Consider the following 23,216-nt stretch of genomic DNA (forward strand, 5'->3'; position numbering starts at 1 on the left):
GCGATCACCCCAGCGCTTTCTTGTAGCGGCCTTCGACCAGGCGGTTGTAGCTGAGCATCACCACGAGGTTGGCCACCAGCAGCGTGAGCGCCACGGCCGCGCCCAGCGGCCAGTTGAGCTCGCTCAGGTACTCGTCGTAGACCACGGTCGCGACCATCTTGAGGCGGCGTCCGCCGAGCAGGCCGGGGATCGCGAACGAGCTCGCCGCGAGGCCGAACACGATCAGGCTGCCCGAGAGGATGCCGGGCATCACCTGCGGCAGCACGATGCGGCGCAGGGTGGTGAAGGGCGTGGCATTGAGCGAGAGGGCCGCGTTCTCCACGCCGGGATCGAGCTTCTGCAGCGAGGTCCAGACCGGGATCACCATGAACGGCAGCATCACGTGCACCAGCGCGATCACCACGGCCGCGCTGGTGTAGAGGATCTTCACCGGGCCGATGCCCACCAGTTGCAGCAGCGCGTTGACCGCGCCCTCGGGGCCCAGCAGCATGCTCCAGCCGAAGGCGCGCACCACCACCGACACCAAAAGCGGCGCCAGCACCACCAGCAGCAGAACCGAGCGCCAGGGGTTGCGCATGCGGCTCAGCACATAGGCCTCGGGCGCGCCGATCAGCACGCAGATCAGCGTGACCAGCGCCGAAATCCAGAAGGTGCGCCAGAAGATGCCGTGGTAGTAGTCGTCGCCGAACACCTGCGCGTAGTGCGCGAGCGTGAACTCGCCGGCGCGCGGGCCGCTGGCCGGGTCGTAGACGTTGAAGGACAGCACGGCCGTGAGCAGCAGCGGCACCACGAGCAGCGCGATGAACAGCGCCAGCGCGGGGCCCGAGAGCCACCAGGGCGTGGCCTTGCGAGCGATGCCGCTCATGCCGCCACCGCCTCGTCGTCGCGCAACAGCCGCGTGCAGTGCGCGGGCCAGTCGATGCCGGCCGCGTCGCCCTCGGCCAGCGCGGCGCGGCCGTCGTTGGGGCTCAGCACCATGAGTTCGCCGGCCGGCGTGGCGAGCCGGTAGAGCCATTGGCTGCCGAGGAAGAAGCGCTCCCGCACCGTGCCGTCGAGCCGGCCGCTGCCCGCGGGCACCAGCTGCAGCTTCTCGGGGCGCACGCTCATCAGCACGGCGGCGCCGCTGTCGTAGCCACCTTCGCCGACTTCGACCGCGAGCGGCCCGACCGCCACGTTGCAGCTGCCCGTGCCGCAGGCCGTGACCCGCCCCGGCAGCAGGTTGGCCTTGCCCACGAAGGTGGAGATGAAGCGCGTGCTCGGATGCTCGTAGACGCGATGCGGATGATCGATCTGCGTCGCGCGGCCGCCTTCCATCACCACCACGCGGTCGCTGATCGACATCGCCTCGCTCTGATCGTGCGTGACCATCACCGTGGTGGTACCGACCTTGCGCTGGATCTGGCGCAGCTCGAACTGCATCTCCTCGCGCAGCTTGGCGTCGAGATTCGACAGCGGCTCGTCGAGCAAGAGCACCGGCGGCTCGATCACCAGCGCGCGCGCCAGCGCCACGCGCTGCCGCTGGCCGCCCGAGAGCTCGCGCGGATAGCGCGCGGCATGGGCCTCGAGGTGCACCAGCGCCAGCGCCTGCTGCACGCGCTCGCGGCGCTCGGCCTTCGGCATCTTGCGCATCTCGAGGCCGAAGCTCACGTTGTCGGCCACCGTCATGTGCGGAAACAGCGCATAGCTCTGGAACACGATGCCCAGGCCGCGCGTGTTGGCCTTGGCATGCGTGATGTCCTGGCCCGCGAGCTCGATGCGGCCGCTGGTCACGGCCTCGAAGCCCGCGATCATCTGCAGCGTGGTGGTCTTGCCGCAGCCCGAGGGGCCGAGCAGCGAGACGAACTCGCCCTTCTCGACAGTGAGGTTCATGGCCGTTACCGCGCGGGTGGCGCCATAGGACTTGGACACGTCGCTGAGCCGCAGGAATGACATGGAAACGCCTTTCGTCGGGGGTCGGAATCCACGGCCGGCGCGCAGGCGCCGGGGCCATGGATGCGTGAGTGCTTTCGGTTCACTCTATTGCAACGATCGCGCCAGATCGCCACGGGTATTCCATTAATCAGAATATTTATTCAATTTATTCCGTTCAATGGAATATGATGGCTCGAGCAAGATCGACATATTCCAAGGAAACGGGACATGGAAACCACAACCGCGGCCAGCGGCGGCGTGCCGCGCATCTTTTCGGTGATCCGGGCGCTCGGCGTGGTGCAGGCCGAGGGCGGCCGCGTCACCCAGATCGCGCGCGCCGTCGGCCTCACGCAGGCCACCACGCACCGCCTGCTGCAGTCGCTGATGGCCGAGGGCGTGGTCGAGCAGGACGAGCGCAGCAAGCTGTACCGGCTGAGCATCGAGTTCTTCGCGCTCGCGGCCAACGCCGGCAATCCCGGCGACCTGCGCACCCTGTGCCGGCCCGCGCTGCTGCGTCTGTGCGCGAGCCTGGGCGACAGCATCTTCCTGCTGGTGCGCAGCGGCTTCGACGCCGTGTGCCTCGACCGCAGCGAGGGCCCGTTCCCGATCCGCTCGTTCACCGGCGACATCGGCGGGCGCATCGCGCTCGGCGTGGGGCAGGGCGCGCTCGCGATCCTGGCCTTCCTGCCCGAGGGCGAGCGCGAGGAGGTGATCCGCTTCAACCTCTCGCGCGTGCGCGAGTACGGCGTCTACGACGAGGTCTACCTGCGCACCGAGATCGAGCGCGTGCGCCAGAGCGGCTTCGCGGGCCGCAACACTGGCCTGCTCGAGGGCATGGCCGGCGTGGCCGTGCCCATCCTCGACCGCGAGGGCCGCGCCGTGGCCGCGCTGAGCGTGGGCACCATCGCCGACCGCCTCAACGCCGACCGGCTGCCGACCGTGGTCGACCTGCTGCAGCGCGAGGCGGTGGCGATCGGGCCGAGGATCAATCCCTTCGATGCCTCGCTGCGCCGGCCGGCGCAGAGCCTGGCGGGGTCGCCGGCGGGGCAGAGGATTCCGATGCCGGAGGCGGCGGGGCCGGGGTGAGGTCGGGCAGCGTCCGCCTCAACGGCCGGGACGCTTCTGCAGGGCTGCGCGCCCTAGCACTTCAGCGCGGTCTTCGAAGGGCCGCGCTTCGACGCGTTGCCCTGCGCAGTGGATGGCGTGCGGGACGACTCGGCCAGCTTCCGTTCGAGCTGCGCCACGCGCTGCGCATACTGGTGTTCGGCCATTGCATCGCCATACGCGCGGCCATCGCGCAGCATCTGGCGCGCCTGCGCGAGATCGGCACGCAGGAACTGCAGGTCAAGCGGAGCGGGCATCGGTATCTCCTTGAAGCGTGGCCAGAGCCGTGCGGGCGAGTTCGTCGTCGGAATCCAGGGGCAATTGCAGCATGCCCTTCCACAGCGCGTCCGCGCGACGGTGCGAGAACAGACCGTACCAGTATCGCGTCTGCGTCACCAGCCACTCCGGCGCCGTCGAGAGGTTGACGATGTTCACGTCGCAGCGGAAATCCTGCTTGCACCGGGCCTGATCGAAGAGGTCCGGACGCTGGCGCAGCAGGTTGCGTGTTTGTTCCTGGCTCAGGCCCGGCGGTGGATAGGCGAAGGTGACCACGTCGATGTCGCGCGGCGGGCGCTTCTCCAGCGCTTCCACGTCCTCGACGAAGCTGCCATCGAGCCACTGGAAACCGTGCGCGAACCCCAGGCCTCGCAATTCGCTGCGGTATCGCAGCAGTCCGTCGAGGATGGCGCAACGCTCGGCGCCAGAGGCAAAGCGCCGGACCAGTTCACCGCATGTCACCGGGTACGGGGAACTGTGTGCACTGGCTATTCGCTCGCCCTCGAAGGGCGGCAGGACATGGAAACGAGTGAAGGCGGGAATCACGGGGCCGCCAGCTTAGCGGCCGAGGCATTCACGAAGAATAAGAAACGTGGCCCCGCGCCCGGCCGCCCCACTTCCTTCGCCAAACGCATCAGGTCCTTCCATATTTTCACTAGCCAAGGTCTGCCGGTTCGCAGATATTGGCGCGGTTCGCCGACCCCTTCGCTTCCCTCTTACCTTTCTTTCGCGCCTCCCGCGCAGCGCCCATGTCCGAATCCCAAACCTCCCTGCCCTCCGAAGTCGAACAACTGCTCCAGCGCCTGGGCGTGCCGCGCGAGTCCCACGTCGGCGGCGAGCTGACGGTGCGCTCGCCGCTCACGGGCGAGGTGATCGCGCAGGTCGCGCAGACCACGCCGGCCGCGGCCACCGAGACCATCGCGCGCGCGCATGCGGCCTTCAAGGCCTGGCGCGCGGTGCCGGCGCCGCGGCGCGGCGAACTGGTGCGGCTGCTCGGCGAGGAACTGCGCGCGGCCAAGCGCGACCTCGGCCGGCTGGTCACGCTCGAGGCCGGCAAGGTCCCGTCCGAGGGCGCGGGCGAGGTGCAGGAAATGATCGACATCTGCGACTTCGCGGTCGGGCTCTCGCGCCAGCTCTACGGTCTCACGCTGGCCACCGAGCGCGCCGAGCACCGGATGATGGAAACCTGGCATCCACTGGGCGTGTGCGGCGTGATCTCGGCTTTCAACTTCCCGGTCGCGGTGTGGTCGTGGAACGCGGCGCTGGCGCTGGTGTGCGGCGACCCGGTGGTGTGGAAGCCGTCGGAGAAGACGCCGCTGACCGCGCTCGCGGTGCATGCGATCGCCGCGCGCGCCATCGAGCGCTTCGGCGCCGACGCACCCGAGGGCCTGCTCGGCCTGCTGCTGGGCCAGCGCGACATCGGCGAGCTGCTGGTCGACGACCACCGCGTGGCGGTGCTGTCTGCCACCGGTTCCACCGCCATGGGCCGCCAGGTCGGTCCCAAGCTCGCGGCCCGCTTCGCGCGCGCCATCCTCGAGCTCGGCGGCAACAACGCGGCCATCGTCACGCCCTCGGCCGACCTCGATCTCACGCTGCGCGCGATCGCCTTCGCGGCCATGGGCACGGCGGGCCAGCGCTGCACCACGCTGCGCCGGCTGTTCGTGCACGAGAGCGTGTACGACAAGCTGGTGCCGCGCCTCGTCAAGGTGTATGGCGGCGTGAAGGTCGGCGATCCGCGCGAGGCCGGCACGCTGGTCGGTCCGCTGATCGACCGCGCGGCCTTCGAAGGCATGCAGAAGGCGCTCGACGAGAGCCGCGATGCCGGCGCGATCGTGCATGGCGGCGGCCGCGTCGAGGGCATCGGCGGTGCCGAGGCCTACTACGCGCGCCCGGCGCTGGTCGAACTGAAGGCGCATGCCGGCGCGGTGCTGCGCGAGACCTTCGCGCCGATCCTCTACGTGCTGCGCTATGCCTCGCTCGACGAGGCGATCGAGCAGCACAACGCGGTGGGCGCGGGCCTGTCGTCGTCGATCTTCACGCTCGACATGCGCGAGGCCGAGCGCTTCCTCTCGTGCGCCGGTTCCGACTGCGGCATCGCCAACGTCAACATCGGCCCGAGCGGCGCCGAGATCGGCGGTGCCTTCGGCGGCGAGAAGGAAACCGGCGGCGGCCGCGAGGCCGGCTCCGACAGCTGGAAGGCCTACATGCGCCGCGCGACGAACACCATCAACTATTCGACGGCACTGCCCCTGGCGCAAGGCGTGACCTTCGACATCGGCGACTGATTTTCTGACGGCATACCGGCCGCGGCGGCGCATGAGCGTCGCCGCGGAGCGGATGCCTGCGCGCTTGCCTGACCATCCACCACAACGACGAGGAGACGACGACATGAACTTCATTCCATCCCTGCACCCGCTCAAGGCCGCGGCCGCCACGCTGCTGCTGGCCCTGGCCGCCACGGCCGGCGCGCAGCAACCGGCGCCCGCGGGCACGCTCGAGAAGATCGCCGCCAGCGGCAAGGCGGTGCTCGGCGTGCGCGAGGCCTCGCCGCCCATGGCCTACATGCTGGGCGCGGGCGAGAAGTACGTGGGTTACCACGTGGAGCTGTGCGAGCGCGTGCTCAAGGACATCGTGCCGGCCGCGAAGCTCGAGTACATGGCGGTCACGGCGCAGAACACCATCCCGCTGGTGCAGAACGGCACGCTCGACATCGGCTGCGGCCCCACCACCAACAACCTCGCGCGCCAGCAGCAGGTGGCCTTCGCGCTCACCACCTACGTGAGCGAGGTGCGCATGGCCACGCGCGTCGACTCGGGCATCACCACGCTCGACCAGCTCGCGGGCCGCACCGTGTCGGCCTCGACCGGCACGACGGCGGTGCAGCTGCTGCGCAAGCGCGAGCGCAGCAACAACGTGAGCATCAACACCATGCTCGGCAAGGACCACCTCGAGAGCTTCCTGCTGATGGAGTCGGGCCGCGCCGATGCCTTCGTGCTCGACGACAACCTGCTGGCCGGGATCATCGCGAACTCGAAGAACCCGACGGCCTACCGCATCGTCGGCGAGCCGCTGGGCTCGGAGCCGATCGCGCTGCTGTTCCGCAAGGACGACCCCGCCTTCAAGGCCGCGGTCGACGGCGCGCTGCGCCGCCTCATGAAGAGCGGCGAGCTCGAGCGCCTCTACACCAAGTGGTTCGTGGCGCCGATCCCGCCGAAGAACACCAGCCTGAACCTGCCGATGAGCGCGATGCTCAAGCAGCTGGTGCTCGAGCCCAACGACAAGCCGCTGGAGAGCTACGCCAAGTGAGTCCCGCTGCCGCCGTCTCTTCTTCCTCGGACTTCGTGCCGGCGCAGCGGGTGCGCGCGCTCGGCGTGTCGGAGATCCTGCGCATCACCGACCATGCCAATGCGCTCAAACGCGCGGGCCGCCCGGTGATCGTGCTGGGCGCGGGCGAGCCCGACTTCGACACGCCCGACAACGTGCGCGAGGCCGCGGTGCGCGCCATCGGGCGCGGCGACACGCGCTACACGGTGCTCGACGGCAGCCCGGCGATGAAGGCGGCGGTGCAGCTCAAGTTCAGGCGCGACAACGCGCTGGACTTCGGCCTCGACGAGATCAGCGTGAGCGCGGGCGCCAAGCAGGTGATCTTCAACGCGCTGATGGCGAGCCTGGATCCGGGCGACGAGGTGATCCTGCCCGCGCCCTACTGGACCTCGTACGCCGACATCGTGCGCATCTGCGGCGGCGTGCCGGTCGGCGTGCCCTGCGGCGACGCACAGGGCTTCCGGCTCGAGGCCGCGCAGCTCGAGGCGGCGATCACGCCGCGCACGCGCTGGTTGTTCCTCAACTCGCCCTCGAACCCGAGCGGCGCGGCCTACGGCGCCGATCAATTGAAGCCGCTGTGCGAGGTGCTGCTGCGGCATCCGCGTGTGTGGGTGCTGGCCGACGACATCTACGAGCACATCCTCTACGACGGCCTGGCCTTCGCCACGCCGGCGGCGGTGGAGCCGCGGTTGCGCGAGCGCACGCTGACGATCAACGGCGTGTCGAAGGCCTATGCGATGACCGGCTGGCGCGTGGGCTACGGCGCCGGGCCGCGCGCGCTGATCGCGGCGATGGCCGTGGTGCAGAGCCAGACCACCTCGTGCCCCTCGTCGGTGAGCCAGGCCGCGGCGATCGAGGCGCTGACCGGGCCGCAGCAGATCGTGGCCGAGCGGCGCGACGACTTCCAGCGCCGGCGCGACTTCGTGGTGGCCGCGCTGAACCGCATCGACGGCCTGCACTGCCCGCGGCCCGAGGGCGCGTTCTATACCTTCGCGCGCTGCCAGGGCCTGCTGGGCCGGCGCACGCGCCATGGCGCGCTGCTGGCCAGCGACGCGGACTTCTGCCGCTACCTGCTCGAGGACTTCGAGGTGGCGGTGGTGCCGGGCAGCGTGTTCGGGCTCGCGCCCTATTTCCGCATCTCGTACGCGACCTCGATGGCGCAGCTCGAGGAGGCCTGCGCGCGCATCGCGGCGGCCTGCGCGGCGCTCGAATGAATCCGTCCTTCTTTCTTCTTCTCCCTCGCATCGGAGCCCTCTCGTGACCCCCACCTCCCGCACCGGCGGCCAGCTCCTGGTCGACCAGCTCGTCCTGCACGGCGTCGAGCAGCTGTTCTGCGTTCCCGGCGAAAGCTTCCTCGCGGTGCTCGATGCGCTGCATGACGCCTCGATCGCCGTCACCGTCTGCCGCCAGGAAGGCGGCGCCACCATGATGGCCGAGGCGCAGGGCAAGCTCACCGGCCGGCCCGGCGTCTGCTTCGTCACGCGCGGACCGGGCGCGACCAATGCCTCGGCCGGCGTGCACATCGCGCACCAGGACTCGACGCCGCTGCTGCTGTTCGTGGGCCAGGTGGCGCGCGAGGCACTGGGGCGCGAGGCCTTCCAGGAGCTCGACTACGGCGCGGTGTTCGGCACCATGGCCAAGTGGGTGGTGCAGATCGACGACCCCGCGCGCGTGCCCGAGCTGGTGTCGCGCGCCTTCCACGTGGCGACCTCGGGCCGGCCCGGTCCTGTGGTGATCGCGCTGCCCGAGGACATGCTGACCGAGGCCGCCGCGGTGGCCGACGCGCTGCCCTATGCCGTGACCGAGACCCATCCGGGCGCGGCGCAGATCGCCGAGCTGCAGCAGCGCCTCGCGCAGGCCGAGCGGCCGGTGGTGGTGCTCGGCGGCAGCCGCTGGTCGGCCGAGGCCACGCGGCAGTTCGCGCAGTTCGCCGAGGCCCACTCGCTGCCCGTGTACTGCTCGTTCCGGCGCCAGATGCTGCTGTCGGCCGAGCATCCCTGCTACGCGGGCGACCTGGGGCTGGGCGCCAATCCGCGCATGCTGCAGCGCATCCGCGAGGCCGACCTGGTGCTGCTGGTCGGCGGCCGGCTGTCGGAGGTGCCGTCGCAGGGCTACGAGCTGCTGGCCATTCCGCAGCCCGCGCAGGCGCTGGTGCACGTGCATGCCGATGCCGACGAGCTCGGCAGGCTCTACCGGCCCGCGCTGGGCATCCATGCCACGCCGCGCGCCTTCGCCGAGGCGGTGGCCGCGCTGAAGCCGGCGCGGGCGCCGGCCTGGAAGTCGCGCACGGCCGAAGCGCGCGAGGAGTTCCTGCGCTGGAGCGATCCCGCGCCGATCCGCGTGCCGGGTCCGCTGCAGATGGGCGAGGTGATGCAGCACCTGCGCGAGGTGCTGCCGCACGACACCATCTTCTGCAACGGCGCGGGCAACTTCGCGACCTGGGTGCACCGCTTCTGGCCGTTCCGCGCCTTCGCGAGCCAGCTCGCGCCCACCAGCGGCTCGATGGGCTACGGCCTGCCGGCCGGGGTCGGCGCGAAGCGGCTGTGGCCGCAGCGCGAGGTGGTGGTGTTCGCGGGCGACGGCGACTTCCTGATGCACGGCCAGGAGTTCGCGACCGCGGTGCAGTACGGGCTGCCGATCCTCGTGGTGCTGCTCGACAACGCCATGTACGGCACCATCCGCATGCACCAGGAGCGCCACTACCCGGGCCGCGTCAGCGCCACGCAGCTGAAGAACCCCGACTTCCGCGGCTATGCCGAGGTGTTCGGCGGCCACGGCGAGCGCGTGACGAGCACCGCCGAGTTCGGCCCCGCGCTGGCGCGCGCGCGGGCCAGCGGCAAGCCCGCGATCCTGCACTGCGTGCTCGATCCGGAGGCGATCACGCCGTCGACCACGCTGCAGGCGATCCGCGACACGGCGCTTGCGAAGAACGCCTAGCGCAGGCCGCCGATGTATTTGGGCGGCGGCTGCCGCCCGCTGCCGTCGGGCAGCCGCGCCGCGGCCTCGAGCCGCGCGGCGCGCGCCAGCGGCTCCATCGCCTGTTCGAGCCGCAGCGCGATGGCCGCGAGCTCGTCGTCGTGGGTCTCGGCCGCATGCGCGCGCGCGAAGCGCACCATCTCGGTGGCGTACTCGGCATTGACGGCCATCCACTCGGTGTCGGTCACGCGGCCGTGCTTGCGGCGCAGGGCCACGTGCAGGCGCGCCGCGAGCGCGATGCGCTCGCTCTCGGACATGACGTGGCCATCCATCGCGGTTCAGCCTCCGATGTGTTCGCGGTGCTGGGCCAGGTCGAGCCCCTGCACCTCGCTGTCGGGATCGACGCGCAGCCCCACCAGCACGCGCACCAGGAACAGCACGATCGCGGTGCCGGCCGCGCTGTAGACCGCCACGCCGCCGACCGCGATCGCCTGCGTCAGCACGTTGCCGCTGGCGCCCGAGATGGCCTTGTCGGCGAACACGCCCGTGAGCAGCGCGCCCACGATGCCGCCGATGCCGTGCACGCCGAACACGTCGAGCGAATCGTCCGCGCCCAGCAGGCGCTTGAGGCCGGTGGCGCCCCAGTAGCAGGCCAGGCCGGCGATGGCGCCGATGGCCAGCGCCGAAGGCGGCGTGACGAAGCCCGCGGCCGGCGTGATCGCCACCAGCCCCGCGACCAGGCCCGAGCACAGGCCCAGCAGCGAGGGGCTGCGGCGCACCGTCCACTCGGCGATCATCCAGCTCGCGGCACCCGCGGCGGCCGCCACGTGCGTGACCAGCATCGCGAGGCCCGCGCGCCCGTCGGCCGCCACCGCCGAGCCCGCATTGAAGCCGAACCAGCCCACCCACAACAGGCTGGCGCCGGCCATGGTGAAGGCCAGGTTGTAGGGCTCGAAGGGCTCGCGGCCGTAGCCGCGGCGCGGGCCCAGCGCATAGGCGCAGACCAGTCCCGCCACGCCCGCATTGACGTGCACCACCGAGCCGCCCGCGAAGTCGAGCGCGCCCATCTGCGCGAGCCAGCCGCCGGGCTCCCAGACCCAGTGCGCGATCGGTGCGTAGACCAGCACGCTCCACAGCAGCGCGAACCACAGCACCGCCGAGAAGCGCATGCGCTCGACGAAGGCGCCGAGCACCAGCGCGGTGGTGATGATCGCGAAGCTCAGCTGGAACATCGCGTAGACCGTTTCGGGCACGTTGGGCGCCACGTGGCTCACGGCCAGCGTGCCGGCGTCCTTCAGGTAGTCGAAGCCCGCGAACCAGAAGCGCCCGGTGCCGCCGAGCCAGGGCCAGCCGGGCGTGAAGGCCAGCGAGTAGCCGAGCGCGAACCAGGTCAGCGACACCACCGCGGCGATGGCGACCACGCAGGCCATGGTGGCGAGCACGTTCTTGCGCCGCACCATGCCGGCATAGAAGAGCGCGATGCCCGGCAGCGTCATCAGCAGCACCAGCACCGTGGAGGTCATCATCCACGCGGTGTCCGCGGCGCTGATGGAGGCTTGCGGTACCAGGGCCATGGCGGCGGTCTCTTCTTGGAGTGGTGGTCCCGGGCTCTGTGCACAAGTCGTGCCACATCGTTAACTGCGTGAAACACTTTGGTTTGCTACGCCGTGCGCGAAAGTAAGGCAAAGCGGGTAATTCCCAATGCACTGCGGCGGTGCACCCCCTAAAGTCCAGCCACTCGCGAACGGGCCCTGCTCGTGCTGCCGAGGGCCGAGGAGACAAATTCCCGATCGACAAGAACAATCATCCAAAAGGCTACATCCGAGAGCCGGGTTGAAAAATTCAGAAGCGCCGCTGGTCGGCGCTTTTTTTTGCCTGTCGCTTTCGCATCGGCGCCCCGATTCCTTGCCTTGAAAAGCGGCCGGAGAGTCGGCTGCGTCGCCATTGGTTGCTACTCTTTTGATAGTGATTCCGGTGCGACAATCGCAGCCATGGAAATGTGGCTGATGACCGCGGCCTCGCTGCTCGCGGGGTTCGTGGATGCGATCGTGGGCGGTGGTGGACTGATCCTGGTGCCGGCGCTGTTCGCCGCCTTCCCCGGGGCACCGCCGGCCACGTTGCTGGGCACCAACAAGAGCGCGTCGATCTGGGGCACGGCCGCTTCGGCGGCGCAGTTCAGCCAGCGTGTGCAGATGCGCTGGGGCGCGCTGTGGCCGGCCGCGCTGGCCGGTTTCTGCGGCGCGCTGGCCGGCGCCTGGGGCGTCACCCAGTTTCCGGGCGACTTCCTGCGCCGCGCGCTGCCGGCCATCCTGCTGGCGGTGCTGCTCTACACGCTCGCGCGCAAGGACATGGGGCGTCACCACGCGCCGCGCTTCACCGGCCGCGCCGAGACGCTCGCGGCCTGCAGCATCGGCCTGGGCATCGGCGTCTACGACGGCTTCTTCGGCCCCGGCACGGGCAGCTTCCTGGTGTTCCTGTTCGTGCGCTGGATGGGCTACGACTTCCTCAACGCCTCGGCCTCGGCCAAGGTCATCAACGTGCTCACCAACGGCGCGGCGCTGCTGCTGCTCGCGCTCAAGGGCCATGTCTGGTGGCATTACGGGCTGGCGATGGCGGTCGCCAACGTGGCCGGCAGCCTGATCGGCACGCGCGTGGCGCTCAGGCACGGCGCGGGCTTCGTGCGGATCGTGTTCATGGCCGTGGTGAGCGCGCTGATCCTCAAGACCGCGTACGACGCCTTCCTCAAATAGAAAAGGCCCCGGGGCGAACACCGGGGCCTTTGCTCAGTCGAACGGCGCGGTGGCGCTCAATCCTCGACGAAGGCTTCCTCGCGCTTCGATTTCACGGCCGGCAGTAGCACGATGCCCAGCAGCAGCGCCGCGGCCACCAGCAGGCCCGCCGACAGCGGCCGCGTGACGAACACGCTCCAGGCGCCGCGCGACAGCAGCAGCGCGCGCCGCAGGTTCTCTTCCATCATCGGCCCGAGGATGAAGCCCAAAAGCAGCGGGGCCGGCTCGGTGCGCAGCTTGAGGAACAGGTAGCCCACGAAGCCGAAGATCGCGACCATCCAGACGTCGAAGGTGTTGTTATTGGTCGAGTACACGCCGATGGCGCAGAACAGCACGATCGCCGGGAACAGGAACTTGTAGGGCACCGTCAAGAGCTTGATCCACATGCCGATCAGCGGCAGGTTCAGGATGATCAGCATCGCGTTGCCGATCCACATCGAGGCGATCAGGCCCCAGAACAGCTCGGGGTTGCTGGTCATCACCTGCGGGCCCGGCTGGATGTTGTGGATCGTCATCGCGCCCACCATCAGCGCCATCACGGCGTTGGGCGGGATGCCCAGCGTCAAGAGCGGAATGAAGGAGGTCTGCGCGCCGGCGTTGTTGGCCGACTCGGGCGAGGCCACGCCGCGGATGTTGCCCTTGCCGAAGGGCACTTCGCCCGGGCGCATCTTGATCTTCTTCTCGAGCGCATAGGCCGCGAAGGCCGCCAGCAGCGCACCGCCGCCGGGCAGGATGCCCAGGGCCGAACCGAGCGCCGTGCCGCGCAGCACCGCGGGCGTCATGCGCTTGAAGTCGTCCTTGGTGGGCCACAGGCCCTTGACCTTGTGCGTGAAGACCTCGCGCTCGTCGTCGGGCTGCGAGAGGTTGCCGATGATTTCGCCGTAGCCGAACACGCCCATGGCGATCACCACGAAGCCGATGCCGTCGGTCAGTTCGGGAATGTCGAAGCTGAAGCGCGCCACGCCCGAGTTCACGTCGGTGCCGACGATGCCCAGCAGCAGGCCCAGCACGATCATCGCCACCGCCTTGAGCAGCGAGCCCGAGGCCAGCACCACGGCGCCGATCAGGCCCAGCACCATCAGCGAGAAGTACTCGGCCGGGCCGAACTTGAAGGCCAGCTCGGTCAGCGGCGGCGCGAAGGCGGCCAGGATCAGCGTGCCGACGCAGCCCGCGAAGAACGAGCCCAGGCCCGCGGCCGCGAGCGCCGGGCCCGCGCGGCCCTGCCTGGCCATCTGGTAGCCGTCGATGCAGGTGACCACCGAGGACGATTCGCCCGGCAGGTTGACCAGGATGGCGGTGGTCGAGCCGCCGTACTGCGCGCCGTAGTAGATGCCGGCCAGCATGATCAGGGCCGAGACGGGCGGCAGCGCGTAGGTCGCGGGCAGCAGCATCGCGATGGTGGCGACCGGTCCGATGCCCGGCAGCACGCCGATCAGCGTGCCCAGGATGCAGCCGATCAGGCAGTACAGCAGATTGGTGAAAGTGAAGGCGACGCCGAAGCCGGTCGCGAGGTTCTGGAACAGTTCCATGGTGGTGTGCTCCTCAGCCTGCGATGAAGGTGGGCCAGACCTGGATCTGGAGCTTGAGCGCCCAGATGAAGGCCACGTAGCTGCCCGCCGCGAGGATGGTGGCCAGCACCAGCACGTCGCGCAGGTTGAAGTGTTCGCCCGCGAGGCTCGAGATGATGGTGAGCGCGTAGATCGCGATGATCATTCCCATCGCCGGCAGGCCGATGCTCGGCAGGCCGCCGAGCAGCACGCCGAAGGCCAGGTTGGCGCCCAGCACGTAGGCCAGCGGCTTCCAGGCCCATTTGCCGATCGGATCGCCGTCGGTGGTCTCGACCACCATGGCCTGGAACATGATCCCCAGCCCGAGCAGGGCGAGCAGGATGCCCAGCATGAGCGGGAAGTAACCGGGACCCATGCGGGCCCCGTCGCCTATGTTGTATGCGGTGGCGCCGATGGCGAAGGCGCCGCCCACGGCCGTGAACATGACTCCTGAAAAGAAGTCGGCCTGGCTCTTGATTTTCATGTCTCTCGACCCTCTGTTTTGGAGGGAGGAGGGTCGTTTCCGGCGCCTGACCGCTGGCTGACCCGGCCGGTAGGGACTAATGCGTAGCGCTTACTACGGGTAAGCCCGCGCCGTCTCGGCCGAGCGACATCCGGAAACGAAAAAAGCTCCCGAAGGAGCTTTTTTCAGCGAAAGGCGGCAGGGCCGCCATTCGATGGTGTGAGAGGGCTTAGTAACCGCCGCGGCCGTAGCCGTCGTCGTTGCCGCCACCGCCGTAGCCGCCACCGCTGCGGCCACCGCCGCCGTAGCCGCCGCCACCGCCGCTGCGGCCACCGCCGCCGTAACCGCCGCCACCACCGCCGTAACCGCCGCCACCACCACCGTAGCCGCCGCCACCGCTACGGGGCGGGCGGGCTTCCATCGGGCGGGCTTCGTTCACGGTCAGGGCGCGGCCCTGGACCGGCTGGCCGTTCAGGCCGGCGATCGCGGCTTGCGCCTCGGCGTCGGTACCCATTTCCACGAAGCCGAAGCCCTTGGAGCGGCCGGTGTCACGTTCCATCATGACCTTGGCGCTGACGATGGCACCGTAGGCGCCGAAGGCTTGCTCCAGATCGTTGTCACGGATCGAGTAGGCGAGATTGCCCACGTAAAGTTTCTTGCCCATGAAAGGGACTCCTCAACTCAAAAAAACCAAATAACAGAAAAAGCGATGGAGTCCCAGAATCACAACAAACGAAGGCGCTGTGCGCGAAACTGACCGATCACCGGATAACGTGCACGGGAGCCTGGTGGCTCACTGACACGTAGCGGCGATTATCCCGGTTTGGCCGGGAAATCAAGCTTTTAATTGCACATTCATCGGGAAACCTCTGATCCCGACGGGCGGTTTCGCAACGGTTTGAGCAGGCCCGAGAGGCCGTTGTGGTCTATTTCATGCATCAAGGCGAGCAGCCGCCCGATCTCTCCCGGGGGAAAACCCTCCCGCGCGAACCAGGTCAGGTAGTTGCCCGGCAGGTCGGCGATCAGCGTGCCCTTGTATTTGCCGAAGGGCATCGCCAGCGTGACCAGGCGCTCGAGGTCCTCGGGCTTCATCAGCGGCCTCCCGCGCGCTTGACCGTGTGGCCCAGCTTGGTGAGCGTGGCGATCACCTGCTCGCGGTGGTCGCCCTGGATCTCGATCGTGCCGTCCTTCACCGTTCCGCCGGTGCCGCAGGCGGCCTTGAGCTGCTTGCCGAGCGAAAGCAGGGCGGCCGCGTCGAGCGCCACGCCCTTCACCACGGTCACGCCCTTGCCTTTTCTGCCCGCGGTCTCGTGCGACACACGCACAATGCCATCGGCGGCGCGCAGCCGCGCCTGCTCGGCGAGGTCCTTGCAGCGGCATTGCGCCAGCGGTTCGCCGCAATCGGGGCACATGCGGCCGCCGGCCTCGGTCGAATACACCAGCCGGGTGGCCGCCGGGTTGTCCTTGTGGGTTGCCATGTTCCTGCGTTCTCTTCGTTCCCGATCTCTTTTCTTCCAGCCCAGACGAGCCTTTCCGATGCACCTGCCGCCCGCCTTCTTCCGTGGGGAGTCCGCCGCTTGACCGCTGCGCCCACCCCGTCCTTCGCATCGCTGGGGCTGGCCCCGGCGCTCGTGCGCGCCGCCGCCGAACGCGGCTACGCCGAGCCGACCGCGATCCAGGCCGCGGCCATTCCCGCGATTCTGCAGGGACGCGACCTGCGCGGCTCGGCCCAGACCGGCTCGGGCAAGACCGCGGCATTCTCGCTGCCGCTGCTGCACCGGCTGGCCGCCGACTCGGCCGGGGGTGAGCGCCGGCTTCGCGCGCTGGTGCTGGTGCCCACGCGCGAGCTCGCGGCCCAGGTCGGCGAGACCCTGCGCGACCTCGCGCGCGCACTGCCCGACCGGTTGCGCATCGCGGTGGTCTTCGGCGGCGTGTCGATCAATCCGCAGCTCATGGGCCTGCGCGGCGGTGCCGACCTGATCGTCGCCACGCCGGGCCGGCTGCTCGACCTGGTCGAGCACAACGCGCTGCGGCTCGACGCGATCGCCACGCTGGTGCTCGACGAGGCCGACCGCCTGTTCGACCTGGGCTTCGCCGAGGAGCTGGGCCGCATCCTCGCGCAGCTGCCGGCGAAGCGGCAGAACCTGCTGTTCTCGGCCACCTTCCCGCAGGCGATCCAGGCGCTGGCCGACCGCATGCTGCGCGACCCCGAAACGATCGACGTGCAGGGCGAGCCCGGCACCGCGCCCGACATCGTGCAGCGCGCGATCGAGGTCGACAGCACCCGCCGCACCCAGCTTTTGCGCCACCTGCTCGAGCAGCACGGCGAGGCCTGGGGCCGCGTGCTGGTCTTCGTTGCCACCCAGCATGCCGCGCAGACCGTGGCCGAGAAGCTCTACCGCCACGGCATCTATGCCGTGCCCTTCCACGGCGACATCTCGCAGGGCGCGCGCACCGACATCCTCGACCAGTTCAAGCAGAGCCGCTGGGACGTGGTGGTGGCCACCGACCTGGCCGCGCGCGGCCTCGACATCGCGCGGCTGCCGGTGGTCGTCAACTACGACCTGCCGCGCTCGCCCACCGACTACGTGCACCGCATCGGCCGCACCGGCCGCGCGGGCGAGAGCGGCCTGGCGATCAGCTTCGTGACGCCGGCTTCCGAGGCGCACTTCCGCCTGATCGAGAAGCGCCAGGACCGGCGCGTGCCGCGCGAGCGCATCGAGGGCTTCGAGCCCACCGAGGTCGCGCCGCCCCTGGTCGACACCAGCGGCACGGGCGGCATCAAGGGCAAGCGGCCGAGCAAGAAGGACAAGCTGCGCGCGGCGCAGGCCGCGGAAGCGGCAAAGGCTTCGCCGTCACCCGGGAAGGATCACTGAAGCCTTGCGCGAAGCTCGGCGACCGCCTCCTCGATCTCGCGCTGGAAATCGACCGCTTCCACCACCCGGTCCGGCGTGATGCCGGTCTTTTCGAGCTTTTCGTTCGAGGGTGGAAACCAGTAGGCGGAGGTGAAGCGCACCGCGCGGTCGACACCCAGCGGTGTCACGGTCTGGATGCTCGTGCGGCCGAAGGTCCTGCGGCCCACGATGCGCGCCCGCTTGTGATCGCGCAGGGCCGCGGTCACGATCTCCGCGCCCGAGGCCGTGCCCTCGTCGACAAGCACGACCATCGGAAGCTCGCGGACCTCCCGGGCGATCCCGGCGAACGGATCTGCGCCGCCGCGCGTGTAGTACGCGGGTTCGGCGAAATAGACGGCATTCGCTTCGGTGCGCTGGCCCTGCGTTTCCACCACCTTGCTCCTGGCCGGCAGGAACAGCGAGGAGACGCCGACGGCCACATCGAAAAGCCCGCCCGGATTGCGCCGCAGGTCGAGCACCAGCCCCTTGAACGGTCGCTTGCGCCACTGCGCGTCGAGCTCCCGGGCCGCCAGGTTCAGCGTGTTTTCCCTGAACTCGGCGATGCGCAGCACCGCGATGTCCGGCGATGCCATCGACAGGCGCACGACCGCCCCCTGCACGTTCTGCCGCTCGACCTTGAAATCCCTGGGCGTGTTCGATCCCGGGCGGCGCATCGTGAGCGTCACGCTGCTGCCGAGCGGGCCGCGCAGCATCTTGAACGCCAGGCTGAGATTGCCCTTGATGGGCGTGCCGTCGATCGCGCTGAGCACGTCGTTGGGGCGGATGCCGGCTTTCTCCGCCGGGCTGTCCGCGATGGGCGAGATCACCGCGACCTCGCCGTTGCGGTTGATCATCTCCAGGCCCACCGCGCCGCCCGTGTAGTTCGGCGGTGGCGACATGTCGGCCAGGTCTTCTTTCATCAGGAATTGCCCGCCCTCCGGGTCGATCTCGCGGACCATGCCGCGCAAGGCCGCCTGCAGGATCTCCTCGCCGGAGAGCGGCCTCACGTAGGAATCGCGCAGCAGCTGGTAGGTGGCCGCCAGCGATTGCAGGTCGTCCCGCGGCAGCGGCTCTCGCGCGGGCCGGTCTTGAGCGAGGGTGGCGATGGGAAGCAGGGCGGCGGCCAGCGCGGCGATGCAGTGCGGTCGGAGGTCCATGAAGCGGGGTCGCTGTCGAGGTCTAGAAACTGTCCTCCGGCGATGTCGCCGTGAGGGAGAGAGCCCGCCAATTCCAGTCGCCGGGCTGGCGTGCGTCCAGGCGCCAGTCGGCCGCCAGGCGCTTGCCGCGCGCCAGTTCGTCGGCCGACATCCGGGCCTGGATGGTGTTTCGCCGCGGGGCTGCCCGGGGCTCGCCCGCGCGGTCCGACAGCGTGTAGAGGGCCCAGGCTTTCGCCAGGCCGCCCGGCGCCGTCTCCAGCACGCTGCCCAGCAGAAGCAGGCCTTGCGGCTGGCCGCGGCTCGCTCCTTCGCGCAGCCAGTCCAGTGCCGCCTTGGGATCGCGCGGCGCATCGCGTCCGAACAGGTACATCTGGCCCAGGATCGTCTGCGACACCGGGTCGCCGCCGCGCGCGGAGGCGGTGCGCCACTGCAGCGCGCGTTCCGCGTTCTTTTCCACGCCGGCGCCCTGGGTGTAGATCTCGGCCAGACGGCGCTGCGCATAAGGGTCCCCCAGGTCCGCGGCGCGTCGGTACAGGGCATGCGCCTCGACCGGATCCGCCGGGACATCCTGGCCCGCCGACAGCATGTCGCCCAGGTTGTCGAGCGCGGTGACGTCGTCGAGATCGGCCGCCTTGCGGAACCAGCGCATGGCTTGCGCCGCATCCCTGGGCACTCCGTAGCCCTTGTCGTGATAGATGCCCAGCCACGCCATGGCGGGCGCGTCGTCGCGAGCCGCCGCCTGGCGCAGCCATTCCATGCCTTCCTTCGGGTCGGCCGGGATGCCATCCCGTGCGCGCACGACGAAGGCGGCGATCGTTCGCTGAGCCTGCAGCAGGCCTTGGGCGGCAGCCTTGCGCCACCACGACAGGCCGAGGGCACGATCGATCTTCACCGACACGCCATGGCAAGGCTGGCCACCGGCATACAGCATGCCGAGCAGGAACTGCGCACGCGGCTCCCCGGCCTCCGCCGCCCGCTGCAGCCAGTCGTGCACGTTCTCGTTGCGATCGACGGTTCTCTGGGGACCGCTTCCCTCGGCCAATCCCATGTGTTCGCAGTAGGCGACCGCGAGCCGCGTCAGGTTCTCCGTGCCGAGCGTGTCGAAGCGGCCTTCGAGCGCGGCCTGCCGAAGCGGCTCCAGCCCGGCCTTGTCCTCGGGGCGTAGCGCATAGCCTTCGAACACGAGGCTGACCTTGCCCTTGGCGCGCATCAGGATCAGTGCGTCGCTGGCATCGACCCGGCCGGCGCGTGCCGCGCGCGACAGCAGCTTGTAGGCCATGTAGTCGTCCTGATGGCGGCTGTCGTCGCGGGCATGGATGCTGCCCAGGTAGAAGGCCGCATCCGGGTCGCCGAGCTCGGCCAGCGGCTGCAGTTGGCCCACGGCGGCATCGAAGTCCCGGGCCCGGTAGGCGCGCACGCCGGCGTCGAGATCGGCGGCGGCGACGCCGAGGGACGCGGCTGCTCCGAGGACGAATGCGCAGACGCGGGCGGCAAGCAGCTTCATGGGCAAGGAGGGGCGGAGACGGCGGGTCGGGCAGACGCTGCGCGATGGTAGCCGCCATCACGATGCGTTCGAACGGGGCCGCGGGTGCCGTGCCGCTCACCGCGCGGGCAAGCCGCCGGCGGAATGCCGAGCCCTCGCGCTCAGTGCCCGTGGAACCGTGCCGGCGGGTACGACGCCAGTTCCGCCAGCAGCAGCGTCCACGCGCGCGCGCCCTGCTGGATCGACGCCAGCCGGAAGAACTCGTTCGGCGCGTGCACGTCCTCGTCGGGCAGGTTGAAGCCGAACATCAGCGTGTCGATGCCCAGCGTCTCCTTGAACAGCGCGGTGACCGGCACGCTCGCGCCCAGGCGCACATGGATCGGTCGGCGGCCGCTCTCGCGCTCGAGCACGGCCTCGGCCGCGCGCACCAGCGGATGCGCGGGCGCGAGGGTGGAGGCCGGCGAGCCCTCGTGCAGCGCGACGGTCTCGAGCGTGCAGCCCGGCGGGCAGTGCGCCTGCAGGTGGCGCAGCACGGCGCGGATGACGGCGCCCGGATCCTGGCCCGCGACCACGCGCGCGGTCAGCTTGGCGCCGGCCTCGCAGGGCACGATGGTCTTGCCGCCCTCGCCGGTGTAGCCGCCCCACAGGCCGTTGACGTCGAGCGCGGGGCGCAGCGTGATGCGCTCGCGCGCGCTGTAGCCGGGCTCGCCGTGGTCGCTGCCGCCCACGTCCGCGAAGAAGGCCGCCTCGTCGTAGGGAAAGGCCGCCGTGTCGGCGCGCTGTTGCGGCGTCGGCGGCTGCGCGCCGGCATGGAAGCCCTCGACCGCCACGCCGCCGTCGGCATGGTGCAGCGAGGCGATGAGCCGCGCCATCTCGTGCAGCGCGTTGCGCACGCCGCCGCCGTAGCGGCCCGAGTGCAGGTCCTTGTGCGCGCTGCGCAGGCGCACCTCGAGCTGCGCATTGCCGCGCGCGCCGGTGTTGATCGTCGGCGCCTCGGCGCTCGCGCGGCCGCCGTCGGCCGACAGCACCGCGTCGGCCCGCAGCAGCGCGCGGTGGCGCTCGACCAGGTGGCGCAGCGAGGGGCTGCCGGTCTCCTCCTCGCCCTCGAGGAAGACCTTGATGTTGACCGGGCAGCCGCCGCGCACCGCGAGGAAGGCCGCGATGGTCTCGAGCGCGATGGTGGTCGAGCCCTTCACGTCGGAGCTGCCGCGCGCATAGAGCCGGCCGTCGACCGTGGCCGGCTCGAACGGCGGCGTGCGCCACAGCGCGAGCGGGTCGGCGGGCTGCACGTCGTAGTGACCGTAGACCATCACGGTGGGCTTGCCGGGCGCGCCGTTCCATTCGCCGTAGACCGCGGGTTCGCCGCCGCCGTCGAGCAGCTGCACCTCGTGCAGGCCGATGGCGCGCAGCCGCTCGAGCAGGAAGCGGCGCGCCGTGTCCATGCCGGGCGCGAAGGCCGGGTCGGCACTCACGCTCGGAATGCGCAGAAAGTCCTCGAGCCAGGCCACGATCGGCTGCTGGCGTGCCGCGAGGTGGTCGATGACGGCCTGCGTGCCGGCGTCCGCGGAAGGGGAGTCTGTGGAATGCATGGTGGTGTTCATCAGTAGATCGGCGGGAACACGCCCGGCCCCCACAGCGTGTCGCAGCGGTGCGTGCGCTCGAAGTCGCCGCGCGTGACGCCGATCGCGGGATAGCCGAAGGCGATCAGCGCGGGGTCGGCCGGGGAGGCGAAGCGCGGCCAGGGCGTGGCGACCGGCGTGCCCTGGTTCGGATCGCCGCTGCGCACGAAGTTGAGCAGGTAGCTGCTCATCTGCGCGGCGAGCGCCCGGCGCTGCGTGGCCACGGTGGCATCGCCGCCCGCGGCCGTGGTGTCGGCGGCATCGAGGTACGGATAGCCCGCGAGCTGGTCGGCCATGCCGCCGAAATAGAAGCTGTCCATGCCGTGCGCACTGCCGTAGTAGAAGGCCGAGGGCCTGGCGGGGAAGGACAGCACCGGGTCGGTGAACTCCCAGCCGTAGACCGGCACCCAGGCCGAGAGCGCGCCGCGCCGCGCGCTGTTGCCGCAGGCGTACATGCCGTCGCCGATGGCGCGCGCGACGCCCTGCGCCGGCACCGCGAAGCGCGAGAGCGGGTAGGCCGCCTCGATGGCCGTGGTGTCGAAGCCCGCGGGCGCGAGGCCGCGCAGGTAGAACGGGTAGACGTCGGCGCCGAGCTTGCTGTCGACGAACAGGGTGCCCTCGTCGTACACGCCGCCGATCATCACCGGCACCTGGTTGAAGTTGCCGCTCTCGAAGGCGCGCGCCGGCACCTGCGTGAGCACCTGCGCGTCGACCGTGGGCCGCCACTTGCTGCCGCCCACGGCCAGCAGCGCGGAGGCCGGCAGGCCGCGCAGGCAGGCGACGGTGGCGGCATCGTCGGCCTTGCCGGCGCAGCCCAGCCTGGCGACCGCGGCATCGCCGATGCCCAGCGCCGTGTCCATGCCCTGGTTCGAGTATTCGCCGCCACCGCCGCTCTGCATCACGGCGCGGTGGAACAGGCCCCGGGCCTTCGGCGACTGCAGCAGCGAGAAGCTCTGCGTGGCGCCGGCCGAGGTGCCCCAGATCGTGACCTTGCCCGCGTCGCCGCCGAACGAAGCGATGTTGCGCTGCACCCATTCGAGCGCGGCGATCTGGTCCATCAGCGCGAAGTTGCCGAGGCTGCCGTCGCGGTTGAGCGCGCGCAGCGAGCGGTTGGCGAGGTAGCCGAGCGCGCCGAGCCGGTAGTTGAAGCTCACCACCACGACGCCGCCGCGCGCCGCGAGCGTGCCCGAGGCCTGCGAGCCCGAGCCGAGCACGAAGGCGCCGCCGTGGATGTAGACCAGCACCGGCAGCCGGTCGCCGGGCTTCGCGTCCGCGGGCCTCCAGACATTGAGGTAGAGGCAGTCCTCGGCCGAGCGGCCGTCGACATTGGTCTCGGGCGCCTGCAGGCAGGCGGTGCCGAAGGCCTGGGCCTGCAGCGTCGCGTCGTGCGCAGCGGGCGGCCGCGGCGGCGCCCAGCGCAGGTCGCCGACCGGCGGCCGTGCATAGGGAATGCCGAGGAAGGCGACCAGGCCGTCCTGGCGCTGGCCCGCGACCGGGCCTTCGGTGGTGCTGGCGAGCGCGGGATCGGGCGCGGCCGGCGGTGGCGGCGCGGGCGTGGCGATCGGCGGCAGCGCGAAGTTCGCGGCACCGCCGCCTCCGCCGCCGCAGGCCGCGAGGGCGGTGCACAGGATCGCGGCCAGGGCCAGCGGCAGGGCGCGACGAGGCGCCCTTCGATCGAGGGGGGTCATAAGTCTCCTTCGGGCCGGCGAGCGGCCTCTCTTCAGTCGGTGGGG

At 70.3% G+C, this 23,216-nt stretch carries 22 protein-coding genes; 7 read left to right on the plus strand and 15 right to left on the minus strand.

Going from position 1 to position 23,216, the window contains the following annotated elements; all coding sequences use genetic code 11:
- Positions 1–4: 4 nt before the first annotated feature.
- Both ACEN9J_RS22520 and ACEN9J_RS22525 read right to left on the minus strand, forming a co-directional pair.
- The gene (locus ACEN9J_RS22520) at positions 5–865 is read right to left on the minus strand and encodes an ABC transporter permease (protein WP_261210079.1); all 861 of its coding nucleotides are present in this window, start codon (positions 863–865) and stop codon (positions 5–7) included.
- Positions 862–1,932 (minus strand): ABC transporter ATP-binding protein, encoded by a 1,071-nt coding sequence (locus tag ACEN9J_RS22525; RefSeq protein ID WP_057597267.1) that lies wholly within the window; start codon positions 1,930–1,932, stop codon positions 862–864. Before ACEN9J_RS22525 ends, ACEN9J_RS22520 begins: the two co-directional genes overlap by 4 nt.
- A 207-nt stretch (positions 1,933–2,139) precedes the next feature.
- Here ACEN9J_RS22525 and ACEN9J_RS22530 point away from each other — a divergent pair, with 207 nt between their 5' ends.
- The gene (locus tag ACEN9J_RS22530; RefSeq protein ID WP_261210075.1) at positions 2,140–2,997 is read left to right on the plus strand and encodes an IclR family transcriptional regulator; all 858 of its coding nucleotides are present in this window, start codon (positions 2,140–2,142) and stop codon (positions 2,995–2,997) included.
- Between the two features lie 53 nt (positions 2,998–3,050).
- Here the strand turns inward: ACEN9J_RS22530 and ACEN9J_RS22535 are convergent, their stop codons facing one another.
- Entirely contained in the window at positions 3,051–3,272 is a 222-nt protein-coding gene (locus tag ACEN9J_RS22535) for a hypothetical protein (RefSeq protein ID WP_261210073.1), read from the minus strand.
- Positions 3,256–3,837, minus strand: coding sequence for a DUF6932 family protein (locus ACEN9J_RS22540; RefSeq protein WP_413762102.1), 582 nt, complete (start codon positions 3,835–3,837; stop codon positions 3,256–3,258). Before ACEN9J_RS22540 ends, ACEN9J_RS22535 begins: the two co-directional genes overlap by 17 nt.
- Before the next feature lie 203 nt (positions 3,838–4,040).
- On the opposite strand from ACEN9J_RS22540, the gene ACEN9J_RS22545 reads away from it, so the two are divergent.
- The 4 genes from ACEN9J_RS22545 to ACEN9J_RS22560 all read left to right on the plus strand — a co-directional run bounded on the left by ACEN9J_RS22545 (position 4,041) and on the right by ACEN9J_RS22560 (position 9,552).
- A complete protein-coding gene (locus tag ACEN9J_RS22545) occupies positions 4,041–5,576 on the plus strand; it encodes an aldehyde dehydrogenase family protein (protein WP_261210069.1) in 1,536 nt (511 codons plus the stop codon).
- Between the two features lie 103 nt (positions 5,577–5,679).
- The gene (locus tag ACEN9J_RS22550; RefSeq protein ID WP_057597263.1) at positions 5,680–6,597 is read left to right on the plus strand and encodes an amino acid ABC transporter substrate-binding protein; all 918 of its coding nucleotides are present in this window, start codon (positions 5,680–5,682) and stop codon (positions 6,595–6,597) included.
- Positions 6,594–7,829, plus strand: coding sequence for a pyridoxal phosphate-dependent aminotransferase (locus ACEN9J_RS22555; RefSeq protein WP_261210064.1), 1,236 nt, complete (start codon positions 6,594–6,596; stop codon positions 7,827–7,829). The genes ACEN9J_RS22550 and ACEN9J_RS22555 overlap by 4 nt, the downstream gene beginning before the upstream one ends.
- 43 nt (positions 7,830–7,872) lie before the next feature.
- On the plus strand, positions 7,873–9,552 hold the full coding sequence (locus ACEN9J_RS22560) for a thiamine pyrophosphate-binding protein (protein ID WP_413762103.1): 1,680 nt from the start codon (positions 7,873–7,875) through the stop codon (positions 9,550–9,552).
- Here the strand turns inward: ACEN9J_RS22560 and ACEN9J_RS22565 are convergent.
- On the minus strand, positions 9,549–9,848 hold the full coding sequence (locus ACEN9J_RS22565) for a hypothetical protein (protein ID WP_281080947.1): 300 nt from the start codon (positions 9,846–9,848) through the stop codon (positions 9,549–9,551). The two genes, ACEN9J_RS22560 and ACEN9J_RS22565, sit on opposite strands and share 4 nt — an antisense overlap.
- A 21-nt stretch (positions 9,849–9,869) precedes the next feature.
- Positions 9,870–11,105 carry an ammonium transporter gene (locus ACEN9J_RS22570; RefSeq protein ID WP_057597259.1) on the minus strand — a complete coding sequence of 412 codons (1,236 nt, stop codon included), beginning with the start codon at positions 11,103–11,105 and terminating at the stop codon, positions 9,870–9,872.
- A 417-nt stretch (positions 11,106–11,522) separates the two neighbouring features.
- Here ACEN9J_RS22570 and ACEN9J_RS22575 point away from each other — a divergent pair, with 417 nt between their 5' ends.
- Positions 11,523–12,281, plus strand: coding sequence for a sulfite exporter TauE/SafE family protein (locus tag ACEN9J_RS22575; protein WP_413762104.1), 759 nt, complete (start codon positions 11,523–11,525; stop codon positions 12,279–12,281).
- 56 nt (positions 12,282–12,337) lie between these two features.
- On the opposite strand, the gene ACEN9J_RS22580 is transcribed toward ACEN9J_RS22575, so the two are convergent.
- The 5 genes from ACEN9J_RS22580 to ACEN9J_RS22600 all read right to left on the minus strand — a co-directional run bounded on the left by ACEN9J_RS22580 (position 12,338) and on the right by ACEN9J_RS22600 (position 15,808).
- Complete coding sequence (locus ACEN9J_RS22580; RefSeq protein ID WP_057597257.1) at positions 12,338–13,849, minus strand: tripartite tricarboxylate transporter permease; 1,512 nt, start codon at positions 13,847–13,849, stop codon at positions 12,338–12,340.
- 13 nt (positions 13,850–13,862) lie between these two features.
- Positions 13,863–14,351 (minus strand): tripartite tricarboxylate transporter TctB family protein, encoded by a 489-nt coding sequence (locus tag ACEN9J_RS22585; RefSeq protein ID WP_057597256.1) that lies wholly within the window; start codon positions 14,349–14,351, stop codon positions 13,863–13,865.
- Between the two features lie 208 nt (positions 14,352–14,559).
- Positions 14,560–14,994, minus strand: coding sequence for an RNA recognition motif domain-containing protein (locus ACEN9J_RS22590; RefSeq protein ID WP_413762105.1), 435 nt, complete (start codon positions 14,992–14,994; stop codon positions 14,560–14,562).
- Between the two features lie 191 nt (positions 14,995–15,185).
- Positions 15,186–15,422 carry a DUF3820 family protein gene (locus ACEN9J_RS22595; protein WP_057597643.1) on the minus strand — a complete coding sequence of 79 codons (237 nt, stop codon included), beginning with the start codon at positions 15,420–15,422 and terminating at the stop codon, positions 15,186–15,188.
- Positions 15,422–15,808: a translation initiation factor Sui1 gene (locus tag ACEN9J_RS22600; protein WP_057597644.1), complete on the minus strand. Its 387-nt coding sequence runs from the start codon at positions 15,806–15,808 to the stop codon at positions 15,422–15,424. The genes ACEN9J_RS22595 and ACEN9J_RS22600 overlap by 1 nt, the downstream gene beginning before the upstream one ends.
- A gap of 99 nt (positions 15,809–15,907) precedes the next feature.
- Here ACEN9J_RS22600 and ACEN9J_RS22605 point away from each other — a divergent pair, with 99 nt between their 5' ends.
- Positions 15,908–17,206 carry a DEAD/DEAH box helicase gene (locus tag ACEN9J_RS22605; RefSeq protein ID WP_082321744.1) on the plus strand — a complete coding sequence of 433 codons (1,299 nt, stop codon included), beginning with the start codon at positions 15,908–15,910 and terminating at the stop codon, positions 17,204–17,206.
- Here ACEN9J_RS22605 and ACEN9J_RS22610 read toward each other — a convergent pair.
- The 4 genes from ACEN9J_RS22610 to ACEN9J_RS22625 all read right to left on the minus strand — a co-directional run bounded on the left by ACEN9J_RS22610 (position 17,200) and on the right by ACEN9J_RS22625 (position 23,171).
- Positions 17,200–18,381, minus strand: a complete 1,182-nt coding sequence (locus ACEN9J_RS22610; RefSeq protein ID WP_413762106.1) for a S41 family peptidase — start codon at positions 18,379–18,381, stop codon at positions 17,200–17,202. The two genes, ACEN9J_RS22605 and ACEN9J_RS22610, sit on opposite strands and share 7 nt — an antisense overlap.
- A 22-nt stretch (positions 18,382–18,403) precedes the next feature.
- Positions 18,404–19,885 carry a hypothetical protein gene (locus ACEN9J_RS22615; protein WP_413762107.1) on the minus strand — a complete coding sequence of 494 codons (1,482 nt, stop codon included), beginning with the start codon at positions 19,883–19,885 and terminating at the stop codon, positions 18,404–18,406.
- 140 nt (positions 19,886–20,025) lie between these two features.
- The gene (locus ACEN9J_RS22620; RefSeq protein ID WP_413762108.1) at positions 20,026–21,453 is read right to left on the minus strand and encodes a dipeptidase; all 1,428 of its coding nucleotides are present in this window, start codon (positions 21,451–21,453) and stop codon (positions 20,026–20,028) included.
- Between the two features lie 11 nt (positions 21,454–21,464).
- Complete coding sequence (locus ACEN9J_RS22625; protein WP_413762109.1) at positions 21,465–23,171, minus strand: carboxylesterase/lipase family protein; 1,707 nt, start codon at positions 23,169–23,171, stop codon at positions 21,465–21,467.
- Positions 23,172–23,216 lie beyond the last annotated feature (45 nt).

It is taken from the genome of Variovorax sp. Varisp41 (assembly GCF_047325085.1).
Lineage (GTDB): Bacteria > Pseudomonadota > Gammaproteobacteria > Burkholderiales > Burkholderiaceae_C > Variovorax.